This is a genomic window from Microbacterium sp. ProA8, from assembly GCF_039905635.1.
Classification (GTDB): domain Bacteria; phylum Actinomycetota; class Actinomycetes; order Actinomycetales; family Microbacteriaceae; genus Microbacterium; species Microbacterium chionoecetis.
Window position 1 is genome coordinate 3919693 of record NZ_CP157000.1, and the last position, 18538, is coordinate 3938230.

16 protein-coding genes are annotated in these 18538 nt (G+C 69.9%); 5 read left to right on the forward strand and 11 right to left on the reverse strand.

Annotated elements, in window-relative coordinates; genetic code table 11:
• Positions 1 to 44: 44 nt before the first annotated feature.
• Entirely contained in the window at positions 45 to 581 is a 537-nt protein-coding gene (locus ABG085_RS17500) for a MarR family transcriptional regulator (RefSeq protein ID WP_347977021.1), read from the forward strand.
• 247 nt (positions 582 to 828) lie between these two features.
• On the opposite strand, the gene ABG085_RS17505 is transcribed toward ABG085_RS17500, so the two are convergent.
• From ABG085_RS17505 to ABG085_RS17520, 4 genes are all read right to left on the reverse strand, one after another.
• On the reverse strand, positions 829 to 1689 hold the full coding sequence (locus ABG085_RS17505; RefSeq protein WP_347977022.1) for an enoyl-CoA hydratase: 861 nt from the start codon (positions 1687 to 1689) through the stop codon (positions 829 to 831).
• A gap of 178 nt (positions 1690 to 1867) precedes the next feature.
• Entirely contained in the window at positions 1868 to 2767 is a 900-nt protein-coding gene (mmsB, locus tag ABG085_RS17510; RefSeq protein WP_347977023.1) for a 3-hydroxyisobutyrate dehydrogenase, read from the reverse strand.
• A 41-nt stretch (positions 2768 to 2808) separates the two neighbouring features.
• Positions 2809 to 3990, reverse strand: a complete 1182-nt coding sequence (locus ABG085_RS17515; RefSeq protein ID WP_347979235.1) for an acyl-CoA dehydrogenase family protein — start codon at positions 3988 to 3990, stop codon at positions 2809 to 2811.
• Between the two features lie 222 nt (positions 3991 to 4212).
• Positions 4213 to 4587, reverse strand: a complete 375-nt coding sequence (locus ABG085_RS17520; protein ID WP_347977024.1) for a YciI family protein — start codon at positions 4585 to 4587, stop codon at positions 4213 to 4215.
• A gap of 200 nt (positions 4588 to 4787) precedes the next feature.
• Between ABG085_RS17520 and ABG085_RS17525 the strand changes: the two genes are divergently transcribed.
• The 4 genes from ABG085_RS17525 to ABG085_RS17540 all read left to right on the forward strand — a co-directional run bounded on the left by ABG085_RS17525 (position 4788) and on the right by ABG085_RS17540 (position 6207).
• A complete protein-coding gene (locus ABG085_RS17525) occupies positions 4788 to 4964 on the forward strand; it encodes a hypothetical protein (protein ID WP_163620097.1) in 177 nt (58 codons plus the stop codon).
• A gap of 68 nt (positions 4965 to 5032) precedes the next feature.
• The gene (locus tag ABG085_RS17530) at positions 5033 to 5401 is read left to right on the forward strand and encodes a VOC family protein (protein ID WP_347977025.1); all 369 of its coding nucleotides are present in this window, start codon (positions 5033 to 5035) and stop codon (positions 5399 to 5401) included.
• A gap of 15 nt (positions 5402 to 5416) precedes the next feature.
• Positions 5417 to 5764: a hypothetical protein gene (locus ABG085_RS17535; RefSeq protein ID WP_347977026.1), complete on the forward strand. Its 348-nt coding sequence runs from the start codon at positions 5417 to 5419 to the stop codon at positions 5762 to 5764.
• Positions 5761 to 6207: a hypothetical protein gene (locus ABG085_RS17540; RefSeq protein ID WP_347977027.1), complete on the forward strand. Its 447-nt coding sequence runs from the start codon at positions 5761 to 5763 to the stop codon at positions 6205 to 6207. The genes ABG085_RS17535 and ABG085_RS17540 overlap by 4 nt, the downstream gene beginning before the upstream one ends.
• Before the next feature lie 46 nt (positions 6208 to 6253).
• Here ABG085_RS17540 and pulA read toward each other — a convergent pair whose 3' ends face one another.
• The 7 genes from pulA to ABG085_RS17575 all read right to left on the reverse strand — a co-directional run bounded on the left by pulA (position 6254) and on the right by ABG085_RS17575 (position 18533).
• Positions 6254 to 11986: a pullulanase-type alpha-1,6-glucosidase gene (pulA, locus tag ABG085_RS17545; RefSeq protein ID WP_347977028.1), complete on the reverse strand. Its 5733-nt coding sequence runs from the start codon at positions 11984 to 11986 to the stop codon at positions 6254 to 6256.
• A 251-nt stretch (positions 11987 to 12237) separates the two neighbouring features.
• Positions 12238 to 12984, reverse strand: coding sequence for an aminoglycoside phosphotransferase family protein (locus ABG085_RS17550; protein WP_347977029.1), 747 nt, complete (start codon positions 12982 to 12984; stop codon positions 12238 to 12240).
• 35 nt (positions 12985 to 13019) lie between these two features.
• Positions 13020 to 14198, reverse strand: coding sequence for a thiolase family protein (locus ABG085_RS17555; protein WP_347977030.1), 1179 nt, complete (start codon positions 14196 to 14198; stop codon positions 13020 to 13022).
• A 60-nt stretch (positions 14199 to 14258) separates the two neighbouring features.
• Complete coding sequence (locus ABG085_RS17560) at positions 14259 to 14711, reverse strand: hotdog fold thioesterase (RefSeq protein WP_347977031.1); 453 nt, start codon at positions 14709 to 14711, stop codon at positions 14259 to 14261.
• 4 nt (positions 14712 to 14715) lie between these two features.
• Positions 14716 to 15906 (reverse strand): bifunctional 2-methylcitrate synthase/citrate synthase, encoded by a 1191-nt coding sequence (locus ABG085_RS17565; RefSeq protein WP_347977032.1) that lies wholly within the window; start codon positions 15904 to 15906, stop codon positions 14716 to 14718.
• Between the two features lie 103 nt (positions 15907 to 16009).
• Positions 16010 to 16909, reverse strand: a complete 900-nt coding sequence (gene prpB, locus ABG085_RS17570) for a methylisocitrate lyase (RefSeq protein WP_347977033.1) — start codon at positions 16907 to 16909, stop codon at positions 16010 to 16012.
• Between the two features lie 97 nt (positions 16910 to 17006).
• Positions 17007 to 18533 (reverse strand): MmgE/PrpD family protein, encoded by a 1527-nt coding sequence (locus ABG085_RS17575; protein WP_347977034.1) that lies wholly within the window; start codon positions 18531 to 18533, stop codon positions 17007 to 17009.
• Positions 18534 to 18538 lie beyond the last annotated feature (5 nt).

Here is an 18538-nt window from a genome sequence, read left to right on the forward strand (position 1 = left end):
GACTCATCCACTGCCTACCGGTACGGTGAAAGGAGGAGGTCGTCATGGCAGCACCCAAACGTCTTCCGGTCGACCCGATCGCCGAAGCCAAGCGCCAGTGGATCGCCCATGGCTGGGAACCCGCCGCGGCCGGCATGACCGCCGTGACGTCGATCATCCGGGCGCAGCAGCTCCTGTTCGCGCGCATCGACACCGCGCTGCGGCCCTTCGGACTCTCGTTCGCGCGATACGAGCTGCTGCGCCTGCTCGGCTTCACACGCGAGGGACGGATGCCGATGGCCAGCGCCATCGCCCGCCTGCAGGTGCATCCGACCAGCGTGACGAACACCGTCGACCGGCTGGCCCGCGACGGTCTCGTCTCGCGGGAGCCGCACCCCGGCGACGGGCGCGCCGCCATGCTCGTGCTCACCGACGCCGGCCGCGAGCTGGTGGAGCGCGCCACCGCCGCCCTCAACGCCGAGGTGTTCGAAGACCCCGGGCTCACCGACGCCGACACGACAGAGCTCGTGCGGATCATCGCGCGCTTCCGCAAGGACGCCGGCGACTTCACCGAGCCGAAGCCCCAGCCCGACCCCCTCTGACTTTTCGGTCGTTGAGCGAGCGAAGCGAGACGAAACGCCCCGAACCGAACGGATACGCCGGGTGCAGGCGTTCGTAATCCCGGTCGTTGAGCGAGGGAGCGCCAGCGACCGAGACGAAACGCGCCGAACCGAACGAATACGCCTGGGTGCAGGCGTTTCGTCTCGCTCGTTCCTCGCTCGCTCAACGACCGGGAGAACGTTCCTCGGTCGTTGAGCGAGGGAGTGCCAGCGACCGAGACGAAACGCGTCAGCGGCCCGTGAACCCGGGGGCGCGCTTCTCGCGGAAGGCGGCCATGCCCTCCTTCTGGTCGGCGGTGTCGAAGAGGCTCGCGAACACGTGGCGCTCGAGCCGGAGGCCCTCGGCCAGCGACGTCTCGAGCGCGGCGTCCAGCACGGCCTTCGCGGCATACAGCGACGGCAGGCTCTTCGCCGCGATGCTGTCGGCCGTCTTCTGCGCCTCGGTGAGCAGGTCGGCGGCGGGCACGACGCGCGAGACGAGTCCGGAGCGCTCGGCTTCGGCGGCATCCATCATCCGTCCGGTGAGGATCAGCTCGGCGGCCTTGTAGGGGCCCACCGCGCGGACGAGCCGCTGCGAGCCGCCCATGCCGGGGATGACCCCGAGGTTGATCTCGGGCTGCCCGAACTTCGCAGTGTCGGCGGCGAGGATGATGTCGCACATCATCGCGAGCTCGCATCCGCCGCCGAGCGCGTAGCCCGAGACGGCGGCGATGACGGGCGTGCGCACGGCGGCGAACTGCGCCCAGCCGCCGAAGTGGTCGCCCATCAGCATGTCGAGCCCCGACTTCGACTCCATCTCCTTGATGTCGGCGCCCGCGGCGAACGCACGCTCCGATCCGGTGACGACGATCGCGCCGATCTGCTCGTCGGCATCGAAGACGGATGCCGCCGCCACCACATCCCGGCACACCTGCGTGTTCAGCGCGTTGAGCGCCTCCGGCCGGTTCAGCGTGATCCACCCGACCCGCCCGCGCGTTTCGACCAGGATCGTTTCGTACACGATCGTCTCGTGCCCGGTCGTCTCGTGCTCGGTCGTCGGCGGAGTCGTCTCGTGCTCGGTCGTCGGCGGAGTCGTCTCGTGCTCGGCCATGGGGGCTCCGTTCCCGTCAGGGGGACGCGCGTCCCCGCTTCTCGATTGCATGTCCCGATTCCCGGTCATCATGTCCCAGATTCGCCTACAAGACGCCGCGCGTACGCAAGAAATCGGGACACGCGAGCACAAGGACAGGGCATCGGGTGGACCGGGAGGTGCGTCCGGCCACCCGGGGTCAGGCGGACTCGGCGCGGATGGTGTTGATGATGCCCGAGAAGTCCTGCGACGCGCCCTCGCCGGCGGCGTACTGCGCATAGATCTCGCGAGCCAGCATGCCCATGCGCGCGTCGACGCCCGTCGCCGAGATCGCGTGCTCGGCGAGGCCGAGGTCCTTGTTCATGAGGGCGCCGGCGAAGCCGGGCTGATAGTCGCGGTTCGCGGGGCTGGTGGGCACCGGCCCCGGCACCGGACAGTTCGTCGTGAGCGCCCAGCACTGACCCGACGCGTTCGACGCCACGTCGAACAGCGCCTGGTGCGACAGCCCGAGCCGCTCCCCCAGCACGAACGCCTCGGCGACCGCGATCTGCGACACGGCGAGGATCATGTTGTTGCAGACCTTCGCGGCCTGCCCCAGCCCCGCACCGCCGCAGTGCACGACGCGGCGGCCCATCGCCTCGAGCAGCGGGCGGGCCGCCTCGAAGTCCTCGTCCGTCCCGCCGACCATGAACGCGAGCGTGGCGTTCTCGGCGCCGACGACTCCCCCCGACACCGGGGCGTCGAGCGCTCGGTGCCCGGCCGCCTCGGCGAGCGCGTGCGCGGCGCGGGCCTCGTCGACGGCGATCGTCGAGCAGTCGATGAACAGTGCTCCGGATGCCGCGACCCCGAGCAGCCCCGTGGTGCCGCCCTCGCCGCGGTAGGCGTCGAGCACCTGCGCACCGGTCTGGAACATCGTGATGACGACGTCCGCGCCGGTGGCGGCATCCGTTCCCGATTCCGCGACGGCGAGTCCCGCCGTGCGTGCCGTCTCGACGGCGGCGGGCATGACGTCGAAACCCCTCACCTCGTGGCCGGCCGCCGCCAGGTTCTTCGCCATCGGCAGGCCCATGTGGCCGAGCCCCAGGAATGCGATCTTCATGTCGGATCTCCTCGTCGGTGTTCTGGAACGATCGACGATGGTCAGTGCGCGAGCAGCTGTCGTCCGATGATCACGCGCATGATCTCGTTGGTCCCCTCCAGGATCTGATGCACGCGCAGATCCCGCACCACCTTCTCGATGCCGTAGTCGTGAAGGTAGCCGTAGCCGCCGTGCAGCTGCAGCGCCTGGTTGGCGACGGTGAAGCCGGCGTCGGTCGCGAACCGCTTGGCCATCGCGCACTGCTGCGACGCGTCGGGCTCCTTCGCGTCGAGCGCCGCGGCGGCGCCCCGCACCAGTGCCCGCGCGGCGTGCAGCTCGGTGGCCATGTCGGCGAGGGTGAAGACGACCGCCTGCTTCTCGGCCAGCGGTTCGCCGAACGTGAAGCGCTCGTGCACGTAGCGCACGGCGCGATCGAGAGCCCACTGCGCGCCGCCGAGCGAGCAGGCGGCGATGTTGATGCGGCCGCCGTCGAGGGCCGACATCGCGATCTTGAAGCCCTCTCCCTCGCCGCCGAGGATGTTCGCCGCGGGCACGCGCACCTCGTCGAGGATCACCTGGCGGGTCGGCTGCGCGTTCCAGCCCATCTTGTGCTCGATCGCGCCGAACGAGAGTCCAGGGGCGTCGGCGGGGACGAGGAACGCCGTGATGCCACGAGCCCCGGGTTCGCCGGTACGCGCCATGACGATGTAGACGGATGCCTCGCCCGCACCCGAGATGAACTGCTTGACGCCGGTGAGCACATACTCGTCGCCACCGTTCTCGCCCCCACCGTTCTCGCCGGGGACCCGGATGGCGCTCGTGGTGATGGCCGCGGCATCCGACCCGGCACCCGGCTCGGTGAGGCAGTAGCTGCCGAAGCCCGACATCGAGGTGAGGAGCGGCAGCCACTCGGTGCGCTGCGCGTCGCTGCCGTACGTGTCGATCATCCACACGACCATGTTGTGGATGGAGATGTAGGCAGCGATCGCGGGGTCGCCCTTCGCCAGCTCCTCGAAGATGGCGGCGGCGTCGGAGCGCGACAGGCCGGACCCGCCGAGATCCTCGCGGACGTAGATGCCGCCGAGGCCGAGTTCGCCGGCGCTGCGCAGCGTGTCGCGGGGGAAGAAGGACTTCGCGTCCCACTCCAGTGCGTTCGGCGCGAGCTCGTTCTGCGCGAAGTCGCGGACGGCATCGAGGATCGCGTCGCGCTCCTCGGTCGTGAGGCTCGAGGTGAGGGGGGTGATCGTGGACACCGTTGCTCCTTCAGGGATGCAGCACGCCCTCGTGGGGCATCCTGATCAACGCGATCGTGCCGACGTTGGCACATCGGCGATTTTACATGGACTTCCAACTATCTGGTAGGTAAACCATCGAATCGCGCGGAGGCCATACGTCCGCGCACCCGCAGACGCGCCGAAAGGGCGGCTCCCCCAGTAGCCGCCCTTTCGAATCCCGGATGCCGCGGCTCAGACGTCCGCGTGCGCGCGGGAGTCTTCTGCCGCCGCGTCGGCGTCTGGCCACACCATGAACGGCCGCAGCTCGAGCTGGCCGTTGCGGGCCATCGGATGCCGCGACGCGATCTCGATGGCCTCGTCGAGGCTGTCGACCTCGAGGATGTCGAAGCCGCAGATGACCTCGGCGGTCTCGACGTACGGGCCGCGCGCCGTGAGCACCTTGCCCCCGCGCACCTTCACCACGGTGGACTCCGTCTGCGGGGCCAGCACCTCGCCGATGACGCGCTTGCCGCTGGCGTCGAGGGGATCGACCCACAGGTCGACGTCGGACTCGTCGGATTCGGCGTCGGGCTCGAGCGAGGTGACGACGAACATCATGTACTTCATGGTGTGATCCTTCCGTTGCGGGCGGGCCGGCGCCAGCCTCACTCGGGTCGTCGCACGGGGGCGGGCGATGTCGACACTTCTTCCGAGAATCTTTTTGCGACATCCTGCGGGTGATCGCGGCACGAGCGTCATCCTCGCGGCGGACCAGGATGCGACTCGCGAGGGACGCCTCGCGGCCGTCGCCTCCGTAGCGTCGAAGCATGGCCAGCACCACGTCGATCCCCGTCGCCCGTCACCGCGAGCTCTCCCCTGCGGTGGCGCTGCTGCTCACGATCGGCGGCAACATCCTCGTCATCGCGATCGCCGCCGTCGCGGCGGCCGGCGTCGCCGTCGCAGCCGTCGCCGTCTTCGGCCCCGCCGTCCTCGACGCCCTCTGACCACGCGCTCCGATCACCCGCATTCTGGCCACTGTCGGGGAAGGGCCGCGCCGCGCTAGCCTGCGCGTGTGAACGAGCGCGCCGTCCCGATCCTCCTCAGCCGCGACCTCCGCGAGACGCTTGCGTTCTTCGAGACGCTGGGTTTCGAGAATCGCGGGGCACCTCCCGAGGAGTGGCGGTACCTCATCATCGGTCGCGGTACCGCCGAGCTGCACTTCGTCGAGGATCCGTCGGTCGATCCGCTCCGCACCTCGTCGATGTGCTACCTCTATGTGGACGATGCGCAGCAGCTGTTCGACGAGTGGCAGGACGCGGTCGAGCCCGACCCGGCGACCGGCAGCCGCATCGAGGCGCCGATGAGCACCGAGTACGGCATGCGCGAGTTCGCCGTCGTCGACCGGAGCGGCAATCTCGTCCGCATCGGAAGCCCGCTCTGACGCTAGGCTCGCGCCATGACGGACGTCGCGACGAAGCCCCGGCCCGGCACGAGCCTGCGAGGCTTCTCGGCCCCCATCCTGCTGGTCGGCGCCCTGATCGTCGTACCGGTGACGCTCGGGCTGCTCACCACCAGCTGGTCGGCACCCGACCCCGAGGCGTACGTGCGCATGGCGTTCGCGAGCGTGGCGGGCGGGACGCTCGCGATCGCCACGGTGCTGGGGTTGCTCGTCGACCGCATCATCCGCCGCGCGACGGTCTCGACGATCGCGATCTTCGCCGTGATCGCCCTGATGGTCGTGCCCTACGAACTCGGTGTGCTGTCGCGCGCCGCCGACACACTCCTCTTCAACCTGAGCCTGTGACGCCGAGGCGCTCCATCGTGGCCGCCGGGCTCATCGCGTCGCTGGCGCTCGCCGTGCTCGCGGTCACCGGCTGCGCAGACGGCGGCCCTGGCGGCGACGGATCCGAGGCCGACAGCACCATCCAGGGCATCCCCGACGGCTGGGACGGCCCCGCCCCCGATCCCCTCACCGGCCAGCCGTCCGCCGGCTGGATCGACGACGACGAGTTCGCGGTCATCACGATGGGCAGCGGCAGCTGCCCGCCCGTCCCTTCCGAACCCGAGGTGGTGAACCCCGGCGCGGTGCGCATCGAGTTCGGTCCATCGCCCCACGAGGTCTGCACGGCGGACATGTCGCCGACCACGCACGTCTTCGCGCTCTCCGACGAGCTGACCGAACGGCCGATCACCGTGACCGTCACCTACACCGACTATGACGAGGTGTACGAGCTCGCGCTTCCGTAGCCGGCAGTCCGGTGCCCGCCCGTCGCGACGGGCGGGCACCGGATGGTCAGCGCCGCTGGGTCTCGACCAGCACCACGGCGGTGCGGGCAGGCACCGTGATCGTCCCTGTGGCGGCATCCCACGTCGTGGTCTTGACGACGGGGTCGGAGCCGTCCGCGAGCGCGGGTGCCAGTGAGAACTTGCGACCCTCGAGCGCTTCGACCGTCTGCGTCGTCGGCTCGGTCCCGGCGTTGAACACCACGAGGGCGCCCTTCAGCTTCGGGTCGACGTCCTCGCCGACCACGTCGTCGATGAGCATCACGATGACGCCGGGAGCGGCATCCGTTCCGCTGTTCGGGAACGAGACCTTCTGCCCGATGAGCTCGGCAGACCCGAGACGCAACAGGCCCACCTCGTCGCGCACCCGCAGCAGGTCGAGAGCGGATGCCTCGGCCGTGGCGATGTCGAACGCACCGGGCTTGTTCGCGGGGTCGGCGAGCAGCGGCCGGAGGTCGTCCCAGTGGTCGCCGTTGTCGGCCTCGCGCGGCAGCCCGGAGCCGAAGGTCGACTCCTGTCCGGTCCAGTCGATCCGGTTGAACCAGTCGCCGGAGTTGTAGCTGTTGCGGTCGAGAGACTTGGAGCGCAGCAGCTCGGTGCCGGCGTGCCAGAACGACGGGGTCTGGGCGTAGGTCGTCGTCGCGAGCGACAGCGTGTTCATGCGCACGCGGTCGGCCATCGGCGTATCGGCCGGCAGCTTGAGGACGCCGAGGTCGTACAGCGTCTCGTTGTCGTGCGCGTCGACGTACGTGATGACCTCGTCGGGCTGGTCCGCGTACCCGGCGGGTGAGCCGTTGTAGTCCAGCTCGTCGCCCGCCCTGAGCGTGCCGTCCGACGACGTGAACGAGAAGTCGCGCAGGTTGCCCGCGAGCCCGAGCTTGACGAGGTCGGTCTTGTGGGCGAGATCGGCGAACGGATCACCGGGCGCCGACTGGTCGCTGCCGTTGGGGTCGGTCGCGAGGCCGGTTCCGAAGCCCTGGTAGAACTTCGAGCCGGCGTCGACCGGGCTGCCGCCGTGGACCGCGTCGCGGAGACGGTCGGTGAAGGTGCCGATGCCCGTGCCGCCGAGCTGCCCCTGTGTGGCCTGCTCGAACAGGGCGTTGTTCGCAACCTCGCCGAAGTTCCAGCCCTCGCCGTAGAGGTAGATCGCCTTCCCGTCGACGCCGTCCTTCTTGAGGGTGAGCTCGTCGAGGGCGTCGCGGATCGCCAGCATGTTGTCCTTCGAGTGGTGGCCCATGAGGTCGAAGCGAAAGCCGTCGACCTTGTACTCGCGGGCCCACAGCACGACGGAGTCGACCATCAGCTTCTCGGCCACCTCGTGCTCGGTCGCCACGTTCTGGCAGCAGGTCGAGGTCTCGACGCCGCCGGCGATGTTCAGGCGCTGGTAGTAGCCGGGCACGACCTGGTCGAGCACCGAGGTGTCGGCCTGTCCCGACGACGACGTGTGGTTGAACACCTCGTCGAGCACGACCTGCAGTCCCATGCCGTGCAGCGCGCCGACCATCGAGCGGAACTCCGCGACGCGCGCGCCGCCCTCCGGGTCGACCGCGTACGAGCCCTCGGGAACCGAGAAGTGGTACGGGTCGTAGCCCCAGTTGAAGCCGTCGGCGTCGACGATCGGCTCGATGCACGCCTGCTGCTCGGTGCTGTCGGCCGGCATCGAAGCCAGGTCGCAGTCGGGCACCGCCTGCTGGGTGCGGTCCTCCTGGATCGTGGCGATGTCGAAGGTCGGCAGCAGGTGCACGGTGTTGATGCCGGCGTCCGCGAGCTGTCGCAGCTGCGCCGTCCCCGCGCTGTCACCCGCGAACGCCCGGTACGTGCCGCGCTCGTCCTCGGGCACCGTCTCGTCCGAGATCGAGAAGTCGCGCACGTGCAGCTCGTAGATCGCGCGGTCGACCGGGCGGTCGATGACGGGCGCCTTCGTCTTCTCCCATCCCTTCGGGCGCCAGTCCTTGTCGTCGAGGTCGATCGCGACCGACCGCTCGGAGTTGGTCGTCAGCGCGACGGAGTACGGGTCGGTGACCTGGTTGGTCTCGATCGCTCCCGTGGTGGGTGCGTAGACCACGACCTCCCACAGGTACTCGTCGCCCTTCAGCGCCTTCCCGCCCTTGACGGTCCAGATTCCGGATGCCGCGTCCCACGTCGCCTCGTGGCGCACGGGCTCCTCGTCGGCGGTCCCTGAGCCTGTCGAAGGGTCCCAGGTGAGCAGCGTCGCGCTCTGGGCGGTCGGCGCCCACAGGCGGAACGTCGGCTTGTCCTTCGCGAAGGTGACGCCGAGGTCGGCGTCGGCGACGGCATCCGCGTAGAGGTCGTCGAGCACACCCGGGATCTGCACCCCGGTGAAGGCGCGCACGGTGCCGTCGGCGTCGCGCTGCGACACCAGCAGCTGGCCGCGCAGGAGGGCAGCGGCATCCGTTCCGTCCGGCACGCGCAGGGCGACGTAGCTCGTGAGGGCCGGGAACCGCTCCTGCTGCGCCTCAGTGAGATCACCGTCGACGCGGGTGAGGTCGATCGTGTCGCCGCCGGTCACCTCGCCGTCTTCGAGAGCGAGGGATGCCGCCGCCGACGCGTGCAGCTGCCACGACGCCTCGGCCGGATCGGCGCCGAGATCCGCCGGCCACGCGAGCGTCTCTTCGTCGATCCAGTGCGCGCGCTCCTCGCCGAGGCCCGGAAGGCCGTCGCCGATCTGCAGCACGTGGGTGGCGACCGTGTAGCGGAAGAGCACCGGCACGCCGTCCTCGGCGGTGAACGAATAGTTCGAGCCGCCCGGAGCGCCGCCGACGCCGTAGTTCTCGCTCCAGCTCATGCCATGCGCGACCTTGCCCTCGTACGCACCGGCGGGCAGGTCGAGGGTCAGCTCGTAGACGCCGTCCTTGTCGCCGTCGGCCATGAGGCTCGCGAGGCAGTCCGGTGCCCAGTCGCCCGCGCAGCCGCTCTCGCTCTGGTGCGAGCCCGGAACCGTCACGATGGGGCCTTCGGCGGTCGACTGCACGATGTTCGTGCGCGGGTCGAAGTAGAACGAGATCGGGCCGCCCGCGTGTGTGATGGCGATGTTCGGTCCGCCCGGCACGCCGTTGGCGCCGTAGTTGATCGTCCACGACCCGTCGATCGCGGCCTTGTACTCGTAGTCGCCCGGCTCCAGGTCGAACGCGCCGGCCCAGATGCCGTCGGCGCGCAGCGTGAGCTTCGCGGCCTCGCAGCCCGGAGCCCAGTCGCCGGCGCAGCCCATCTCGGAGTTGAGGCTGCCGGGCACCGTCACCATCGAGATCGGCGACTCCGGCTCCTCCGGCACGTCGAGCGTCACAGCGTTGCCCACAGAGGCGTAGGTCGACGCGGCGGCGTGGGCGCCGGCGGCATCCGTCGTCACGGCGCGGTATTCCACCAGCGTGCCGCCGGGGAGGTCGCCCAGGGTGTGGAAGACGCGGGGGTCGGTGTCTTCTGCCGTGCCGAGCTTGTGCCACTCGTCCGAGCCGACGACCCGCCACGCGAAGCTCGTCTCGGTCCAGGTCGAGTCGTCGACATCGGCCGAGACCGGCGCCGAGCCGGTCACCGCAGCGCCTGCGCCGGGCACCGACACGGTGACGGCGAGCGGCGCGTCGGGCGCGGTCACCGGCCGGTCGGCGCGGTAGACGACGGCTGACAGAGCCGGGACGGTGACGGATGCCGCGGCCGCGGCATCCGTCGAGATCCCGTTGGTCGTGCCGTACACCGGCGCGAACGACGCGCCGTCGGTGAGCGTCGTGAGGCTCACGGTCTTGTCGGAGGCGGTGTTGTTGAGGGCGACCAGGTACTCCACCTTCTCGACGCGGTCCACCCGCGAGAAGGCGTAGACGCCGGCGCCGCTGTCGGCGTAGCGCTCGATCTGCGCACCGGTGACGAGCGCCGGGTGCGCTTCGCGCAGCGCGGCGAGGTCGGCGATCCGCTCGTAGATCGGCGCGGAAGTGTCGTAGCGGTCGACGGAGCCGGCGGTGGCACCCGTGATGAGGTTCTGGTTCTGGTACGCGGCGACCTGCGTCGCGAACATCGTCTGGCGGGCGTCCTTGTCGCCGCCGGTACCGGCGAAGCCCTGCTCGTCGCCGTAGTAGACGACGGGCTGGCCGCGGCCGAGGAACATCAGGTCGTGCGCGAGCAGATCGCGCTCGTAGGCGTTCGGCGTCGACTGCAGCATGTAGCCGACGCGACCCATGTCGTGGTTGCCGAGGAACGTCGGCAGCGCCGTCGCCGATGAGTCGGGCGTCGTGTACCAGTCGTCGCCGGCGTAGAGGCTCTGCAGCCCCTTCGCGCTGTTGCCCGACGCGAAGCTCACGGCCGATGACTGGAAGGTGAAGTCGAGCACGCTCGACATGTCGCTGTCGCGGACGTACGGCGAGAGCTTGACCGGGTCGGCGTCGTAGACCTCGCCGAACATGAAGAAGTCGTCCTTGCCCTTGACGTCGCGGGCGTAGTCGAGCACCTCGGTGGTCCACTGCTCCCAGAACTCGAAGTTCACGTGCTTGGCGGTGTCGATGCGGAAGCCGTCGATGCCGAGGTCGATCCAGTCCTGGTACACGTCGACGAACCCGTTCACGACGGTCGGATGCTCCGTCATGAGGTCGTCGAGACCGTCGAAGTCGCCGTACGTCACGGACTCGCCCGTCCAGGTCGAGTTGCCGCGGTTGTGGTACAGCGTGGGGTCGTTGAGCCAGGCCGGGGTCTTCGCGTCCTCGCCGCCCGGGGCGAACTTCGGCGTGTACGGGAACGAGGTCGCGGGGTCGAGGGCCGGGAACGAGCCGGTGCCGGCGTGGGTGGCGGGGTCGAACACCGTGCCGGCGGCATCCGTGTAGGGGCTCGTCGTCTTGTCGATGTAGGAGTACTGGCCCTCGGCGTAGTCGATCACGTCGGCCGTGTGGTTCGTGATGATGTCGAAGTAGACCTTGATGCCCTTGGCATGCGCCTCTTCGATGAGCGCCTGGAGCTCGGCGTTGGTGCCGAGGTGCGGGTCGATCTGCGTGAAGTCGGTGATCCAGTAGCCGTGGTAGCCGGCGCTCGCGTTCGCGCCCTCGCCCTGCACGGGCTTGTTCTTGAAGCTCGGCGTCAGCCAGATCGCCGTCGTGCCCAGGCCCTCGATGTAGTCGAGTTTCTGGCGGAGGCCGGCGATGTCGCCGCCCGTGTAGAAGCCCTTGTCAGTCGGGTCGTACCCGGTCGCGAGGCGGTCGCCCGTGAGCCCGCCCTCGTTGTTCGACGCGTCGCCGTCGGCGAAGCGGTCGGTCATGACGAAGTAGAACTGCTCCTGGCTGCCCGGCTGTCGCACCGGAGCGGCGACGAGGGCGTCGTCGTCGGCGGTGTACCCGGCGCGGAGGCTCTTCACCTCGACACCGACGCGGTGGGTGGTGTCGTCGAACACGAAGCGCAGCGTCGCGGGACCGGCCACGGTCAGCGGGATGTTGTCGTTGCCGCCGTTCAGCCCGTACGCCTCGTCCCACGCGTCGTTCACGGCGACCTTGTACTCGTACGACCCGGCGGGCACCTGGAACTCGGCGGCGTAGATGTTCGCCGTCTCAGTCGGTGCGAGTTCGGTCGCCGCGCAGGCGGGCTGCCAGTCGTCGGGGCAGCCCAGCTCGGACTGCAGGTTGCCGACCAGCGCGAAGGTGCGCTCGGCGGCCGCAGCGGGGGCGATCGCGACCGCTCCCCCCGTCACGACGAGCGCTGCTGCGGTGAGGCATGCAGCGAGGATGCGGGCACGGGCTGAGGTCGACTTCGACACAGGAGCTCCTGGATGAGGCGGCACGGCGACGTGCCTGGATGGCGCAATGTGCGGCCGACACTAGCACCGGGCTTGCGAGAACTGCAAGCGCTTACATGATGAGAAGGCTTTCATGGAGCGGATGCCGGAGGCCGAGGCATCCGTTCGGTTCCGGTTCTCGCAACCGCTTGCACCGCGGGATTGCGCGCTCCCACCGGTCGTTGAGCGAGCGAGGAACGAGCGAGACGAAACGGTGCCGCGCGCGGTCCGCTTCAGTAGTCCCGCATTCGCGCGCGGAGCACGTCGAACTCGCAGCCCGGCACATCCGGATCGAAGCCGTGCTCGATCAGCCAGCGCGACGCGGTCAGGCTGCGCAGCGACCACCAGGCGCGGATCACCTCGCGGTCCGCGTCCTGGCCGTAGCCCGCGAGCAGATCGTCCAGGCGCTCCTCGTGCCCGAGCGTCAGGATGGCCAGATCGAACATCGCGTCGCCGGGCGCCGCCTCGGACCAGTCGATGATGCCGGTGACCTGGTCGCCGTCGACGAAGACGTGGGTGATCTGCAGGTCGCCGTGCATGAACACGGGCTTCCACTGTCGCAGCGCGCCCTCGGCGATCTCGCGGTTGCGCCGGATCACCTCGGCGGGCAGAACGGCGTGCTCGAGAAGCCACGCGGACTCCGTTTCGAGCTCCGCCGCCAGGTCGTCGAGCCGGGGCCCCGGCCACGGCGGCAGCGGCGCGTCGTGCAGCCGCCGTATCGCGGCACCCGCAGCGGCCCACGCCGTCGACGACGCGGGCGACGGTTCACCGAGGATGCCGAGCGCGGTGCCGGGAACCGCGGCGATCGCCAGCACGGGCGGCTCGCGCCAGAGGACCGCCGGCGTCGGGATCGGCGCCAGCGCCATCGCCCGCACCTCGATGTCGGCATGCGCCGGGTCGGCGTCCACCTTCAGGAAGACGTCGCCGACGCGCAGCGTCGCCCGCTGGCTGTGGGCGACGACGACCTCGACCTCTTCCATACCGGCCATCCTGGCAGGGCCGGAAAGTCACACCGCTACAGGCGCTCGATGATCGTCGCGTTGGCCATGCCGCCGCCCTCGCACATCGTCTGCAGGCCGTAGCGGCCGCCGGTCGCCTCGAGCTGAGCCACGAGCGTGCCGAGCAGGCGCGTGCCCGATGCGCCGACGGCGTGCCCGAGCGCGATCGCGCCGCCCCACGGGTTGAGCTTCGCCGGGTCGGCGCCGAGTTCGCGCTGCCACGCCAGCGGCACCGATGCGAACGCCTCGTTGACCTCGTACGCGTCGAGGTCGTCGAGACCGAGACCGCTGCGCTCGAGGATGCGCTTGGTCGCGGGTATCGGACCGGTCAGCATCATCATCGGGTCGTCGCCCACCACGGCGAACGAGTGGAAGCGCGCCCGGGGCGTCAGCCCCAGCTCGGCGGCCTTCTGCTCGCTCATGATGAGGACAGCGGATGCCGCATCCGTGAGCGGCGACGAATTGCCGGCTGTGATGCGCCAGTCGAGGTCAGGGAACCGCGCGGCGAGCGCGTCGGTGCGGAAGGCGGGCTTCAGGCCTGCCAGCGACGCGGCCGTGGTTCCCGCCCGCACGGTCTCGTCGAACGCGACCGCGTCGGGGGCGCCCGCGAGCACCGGGACGACCTGCGAATCGAACGCACCCCGGGTCCAGGCATCCGCCGCCCGTCGATGCGACTCGGCCGAGAAGGCGTCGAGCTCCTCGCGGCTGAAGCCCCATCGCTGCGCGATGAGCTCCGCCGACACGCCCTGGTTCACGAGGCCCTCGGGATAGCGGCGGGCGACGCCGTCCGACACGGTGCCGCCGTGGGCCGACGAGCCGAGCGGCACCCGGCTCATCGATTCGACGCCGGCCGCGATCACGATGTCGTACGCGCCGGCGATCACGCCCTGTGCTGCGAAGTGCGCCGCCTGCTGGCTCGACCCGCACTGGCGGTCGATCGTCGCGGCCGGCACGGTCTCGTCGAAGCCGGCGGCGAGCACGGCCTGCCGGGCGATGTTGAGGGCCTGGTCGCCGATCTGGCTGACGCAGCCCATCAGCACGTCGTCGATCTTCCGCGACTCCAGCCCGTTGCGTTCGAGCAACGCCGTGAGCACTCCGGCGACGAGGTCGACCGGGTGTACGGCGCTCAGCGCGCCGCCGGGCTTGCCGCGACCCGACGGGGTGCGGACGACGTCGACGATGACGGCCTGTGGCATGGGGACCTCCTGCTCAAGAGCCTAAGACGGTGCGGATGCCGCGGGCCGCGGCATCCGTGATCAGCCGCGCGTATCCGGCGTCGCGTACGTGCTGCGCTGCTCGATGACGGCGAGGGTGCAGCGCGAGATGCACACGAGCTTGCCGGCGGCGTCGACGATGCGGATCTCCCACACGTGCACGCGCCGGCCGATGTTGACCGGCGTCACGGTCGCCGTCACCCAGCCCGACGAGATCGGGCGGATGTGGTTGGCGTTGATCTCCTGCCCGACGACGTGGAACCGCTCGCGGTCCACGGCGAGGTAGCCCGCCCACGACGCCAGGGTCTCGGCGAGCGCGACGGAGGCGCCGCCGTGCAGCACACCCGCGGGCTGCACCGTGCGGTGGTCGACCGGCATCCGTCCCACCAGGGCGTCGTCGCGGATCTCGACGATCTCGATGCCGAGGTTCTCGATGAGCGTTCCCGCCGCCATCGCGCCCAGATCGACGGCATCCGCACCGTGCCAGAGGGCCATCGGGTCAGTCCGCCGATTCCTCGTCGCGGTCGGCGGCCGCGAGGGTCGCGGCATCCGGAACGTAGCCCTCGATGTGGCGCTCGTCCGGGCCGTTGTACGCCGACAGCGGGCGGATGAGCGCGTTCGAGGCCAGCTGCTCCATGATGTGCGCGGTCCACCCGGTGACCCGGGCGGCCACGAACAGCGGCGTGAAGGTCAGCGTGTCGAAGCCCATGAGGCTGTAGGCCGGTCCCGACGGGTAGTCGAGGTTCGGGTAGATCCCCTTGCGCGAGACGAACTCGGACTCGAGGGTGTCGTAGAGCGCCGCGACATCCGGCCGGTCGTAGTGCTCGACGAGGGTGTCGAGCGCGGCCTTCATCGTCGGCACCCGTGAGTCGCCGCGCTTGTAGACGCGGTGGCCGAAGCCCATGATCTTGCGCTTCTCGGCGAGCGCCTCATCGAGCCACGGTCCGACGTTCTCGGCGGTGCCGATCTCGTCGAAGATGTGGAGCACGGCCTCGTTCGCGCCGCCGTGCAGCGGCCCCTTGAGCGCGCCGATGGCACCCACCACTGCGGAGTAGAGGTCGCTGAGCGTCGAGGCGATGACGCGGCCTGTGAACGTCGAGGCGTTGAACGAGTGCTCGGCGTACAGGATCATCGAGCGGTTGAACGCGTCGACGACGACCTCGTCGGACTCCTCGCCGAAGGTCATCCACAGGAAGTTCGCCGCGTAGTCGAGGTCATCGCGCGGCGCGATCGGCTGCTGACCGCGACGGCGGCGCTGACCGTAGGCGACGATCGCGGGAAGCACGGCGAACAGCCGGACGCTGCGGGCCAGGTTCTCCTCCGCGCTGCCGCTCACCTCGAGCACCGAGCCGGTGCCGGCGAGGTCGCGGGCGCCGATGAGGCTCACCGCCGTGCGCACCTCGTCCATGGGGTGCGCGTCGATCGGCACGAGGTCGATCGCGGCGCGAACGTCGGCCGGCAGCGGGCGGTAGGCCCGCTCGGTCGCACGCAGCTGCGCCAGCTGCACCTCGGTCGGCAGGTCGCCGTGCCACAGCAGGTAGGCGACGGCCTCGAACGACTGCGTCGCCGCGAGCTCCTGCACCGGATACCCGCGGTACAGCAGCGAGTTCGTCTCGGGGTTCACCTTCGAGACCGCCGTGTAGTCGACGACGACTCCGGCGAGCCCCTTCTTGATGTCGGGTTCGGTCATGATGACTGCTCTCCTTCGGAGTGCGGCATGTCCCGGAATCGGTCGTTCCGCGGGTGCGGGAGCGACCGATATCGGGACATGCGACGCGGCGTTCGGGACATGATCAGCGCTCGATCTGGAAGTTGAAGACGTCCTGGTCGAAGTGGTTGTACTGCTCGTAATCGATGAGGTCGTAGAGGTCGGCCCGGTGCTGCATCTCACCCAGCTTCGCGGTGAGGTGTCCGTCTTCGACGAGCGTATCGAGTGCACGGGATGCCGCGCCCATCGCGATGCGCAGGAGCGACACCGGCCAGATGACGATGTTCACGCCGACATCGCGCAGCTGGTCCGCCGAGAAGAGGTCGGACTTGCCGAACTCCGTCATGTTGGCGAGGATCGGCACGTCCACGGCGGCACGGATCGCGGCGAACTCCTCGAGCGTCCGCATCGCCTCGGGGAAGATCGCGTCGGCCCCGGCGTCCACGAGGGCCTTCGCACGATCGATGGCGGCATCCATCCCCTCGACGGCGCGGATGTCGGTGCGCGCCATGATGAGGAAGTTCGGGTCGCGCCGGGCGTCGGCCGCGGCGCGGATGCGCTTGATCGCGGTGTCCTCGTCGACGACGGCCTTGCCGTCGAGATGGCCGCAGCGCTTCGGGTTGATCTGGTCCTCGATGTGCGTGCCGGCGATGCCCGCGTCTTCGAGGGTCTGGATCGTCCGGGCGACGTTCATGGGCTCGCCGAACCCGGTGTCGGCGTCGATGATCGCCGGCAGGTCGGTCATGCGCGCGATCTGCTGGCCTCGGCCGGCGACCTCGGTGAGCGTCGTGAGGCCGATGTCGGGCAGGCCGAGATCGGCGCTGAGCACCGCGCCCGAGATGTAGACGCCCTCGAACCCCTTGCGCTCGATGAGCCGGGCGCTGAGCGGGTTGAACGCGCCCGGGAAGCGCAGCAGCTCGCCAGTCGCGAGCCTTTCGCGAAACGCGCGGCGCTTCTCGTGCGCCGGGACAGTGGAGTACAGCATCAGACGTTCCTCGTCGGCTCGGAGCGTTTCGTCTCGGTCGCTGGCGCTCCCTCGCTCAACGACCGCGTTCCTCGCTCGAAGCGAGTCGAAGCGCGCATCAGAACAGGCCCTTCGGGGCGGGGGCAGCGGCGAGCACGCCGAAGTCGGCGACGATCGTGAGCTGCTGCACCTCTTCGGAGGTGAGCTCGGGCAGGCGCTGGGCGAGGTCGAGGAAGCGCTCGATCTCGTCGGCCGTGAGCACGGGCTCTGCCAGCAGGCGGAACTTGCGCACGTAGTCCTCGCGGGCGAACGGCCGCGCTCCCAGCGGGTGCGCATCGGCGACGGCGATCTCGTCGATGATGGTCTCGCCGTTCGTGAGGCGGATCTCGACGCGGCCGCCGAACGCCTTCTCGTTCGGATCCTCCGAGTGGTAGCGGCGCGTCCACTCCGGGTCTTCGGCGGTCGTGATCTTGTGCCACAGCTCGACCGTGTCGGCGCGGCCCGCGCGCTCAGGCGCGTAGGAGTCGACGTGGTGCCAGCCGCCGTCCTGCAGCGCGACCGCGAAGATGTACGGGATCGAGTGGTCGAGCGTCTCGCGCGACGCGTGCGGGTCGTACTTCTGCGGGTCGTTGGCGCCCGAGCCGATGACGTAGTGCGTGTGGTGCGAGGTGTGCAGCACGATCGCCTCGACGTGGGCGGGATCCAGAAGCTCGGGGTTCTCGCCGTGGAGCTTGCGGGCCAGGTCGATCCAGGCCTGCGCCTGGTACTCGGCCGAGTGCTCCTTCGTGTACGAGTCGAGGATGCCGCGCTTGGGCTCGCCCTCCCCCGGCAGCGGCACCTCGTAGGAGGCATCCGGTCCGTCGAGCAGCCACGCGATCACGCCGTCTTCGCCTTCGTAAATCGGCGACGGTGACGTCTCGCCGCGCATCGCGCGGTCGACGGCTTCGACCGCCATCTTTCCGGCGAAGGCGGGCGCGTGCGCCTTCCACGTCGAGATCTCGCCCTTGCGGGACTGGCGGGTCGCCGTGGTGGTGTGCAGCGCCTGGCCGACGGCCTGGTAGATCGTCTCGACGTCGAGGCCGAGCAGCGTGCCGATGCCGGCGGCGGCCGACGGGCCGAGGTGCGCGACGTGGTCGATCTTGTGCTTGTGCAGGCTGATGGCGCGCACGAGGTCGATCTGGATCTCGTAGCCCGTCGCGAGTCCGCGCACGAGCGCGGCGCCGTCGGCGCCGACGTGCTGGGCGACGGCCACGATCGGCGGGATGTTGTCGCCCGGGTGCGAGTACTCGGCCGCGAGGAACGTGTCGTGGTAGTCGAGCTCGCGCACAGCGACGCCGTTCGCCCACGCCGCCCACTCGGGGCTCGTCTTGCGGTCGAGCGCGCAGCCGAACACGGTCGCGCCCGAGCCTCCCACCGATACGGCGTGGTCGAGAGCCTGCTGGCGTGCGGCGCTCACGGGAGCGCGGGTGAGGGATGCCGCGGCCACCGCGGCGTTGTCGATCACGCGGTTGACGATCATGTCGACGACGTCGGCGTCGACCTCCACGGGATCGGCGGCGACTTCGGCGATGTGCCACGCGAGCTGACCCTCGCGGGCGAGGTTCTCGTCGCTGCGGTGGACGCGGAGGTGATGGATGACGGTCATGACAG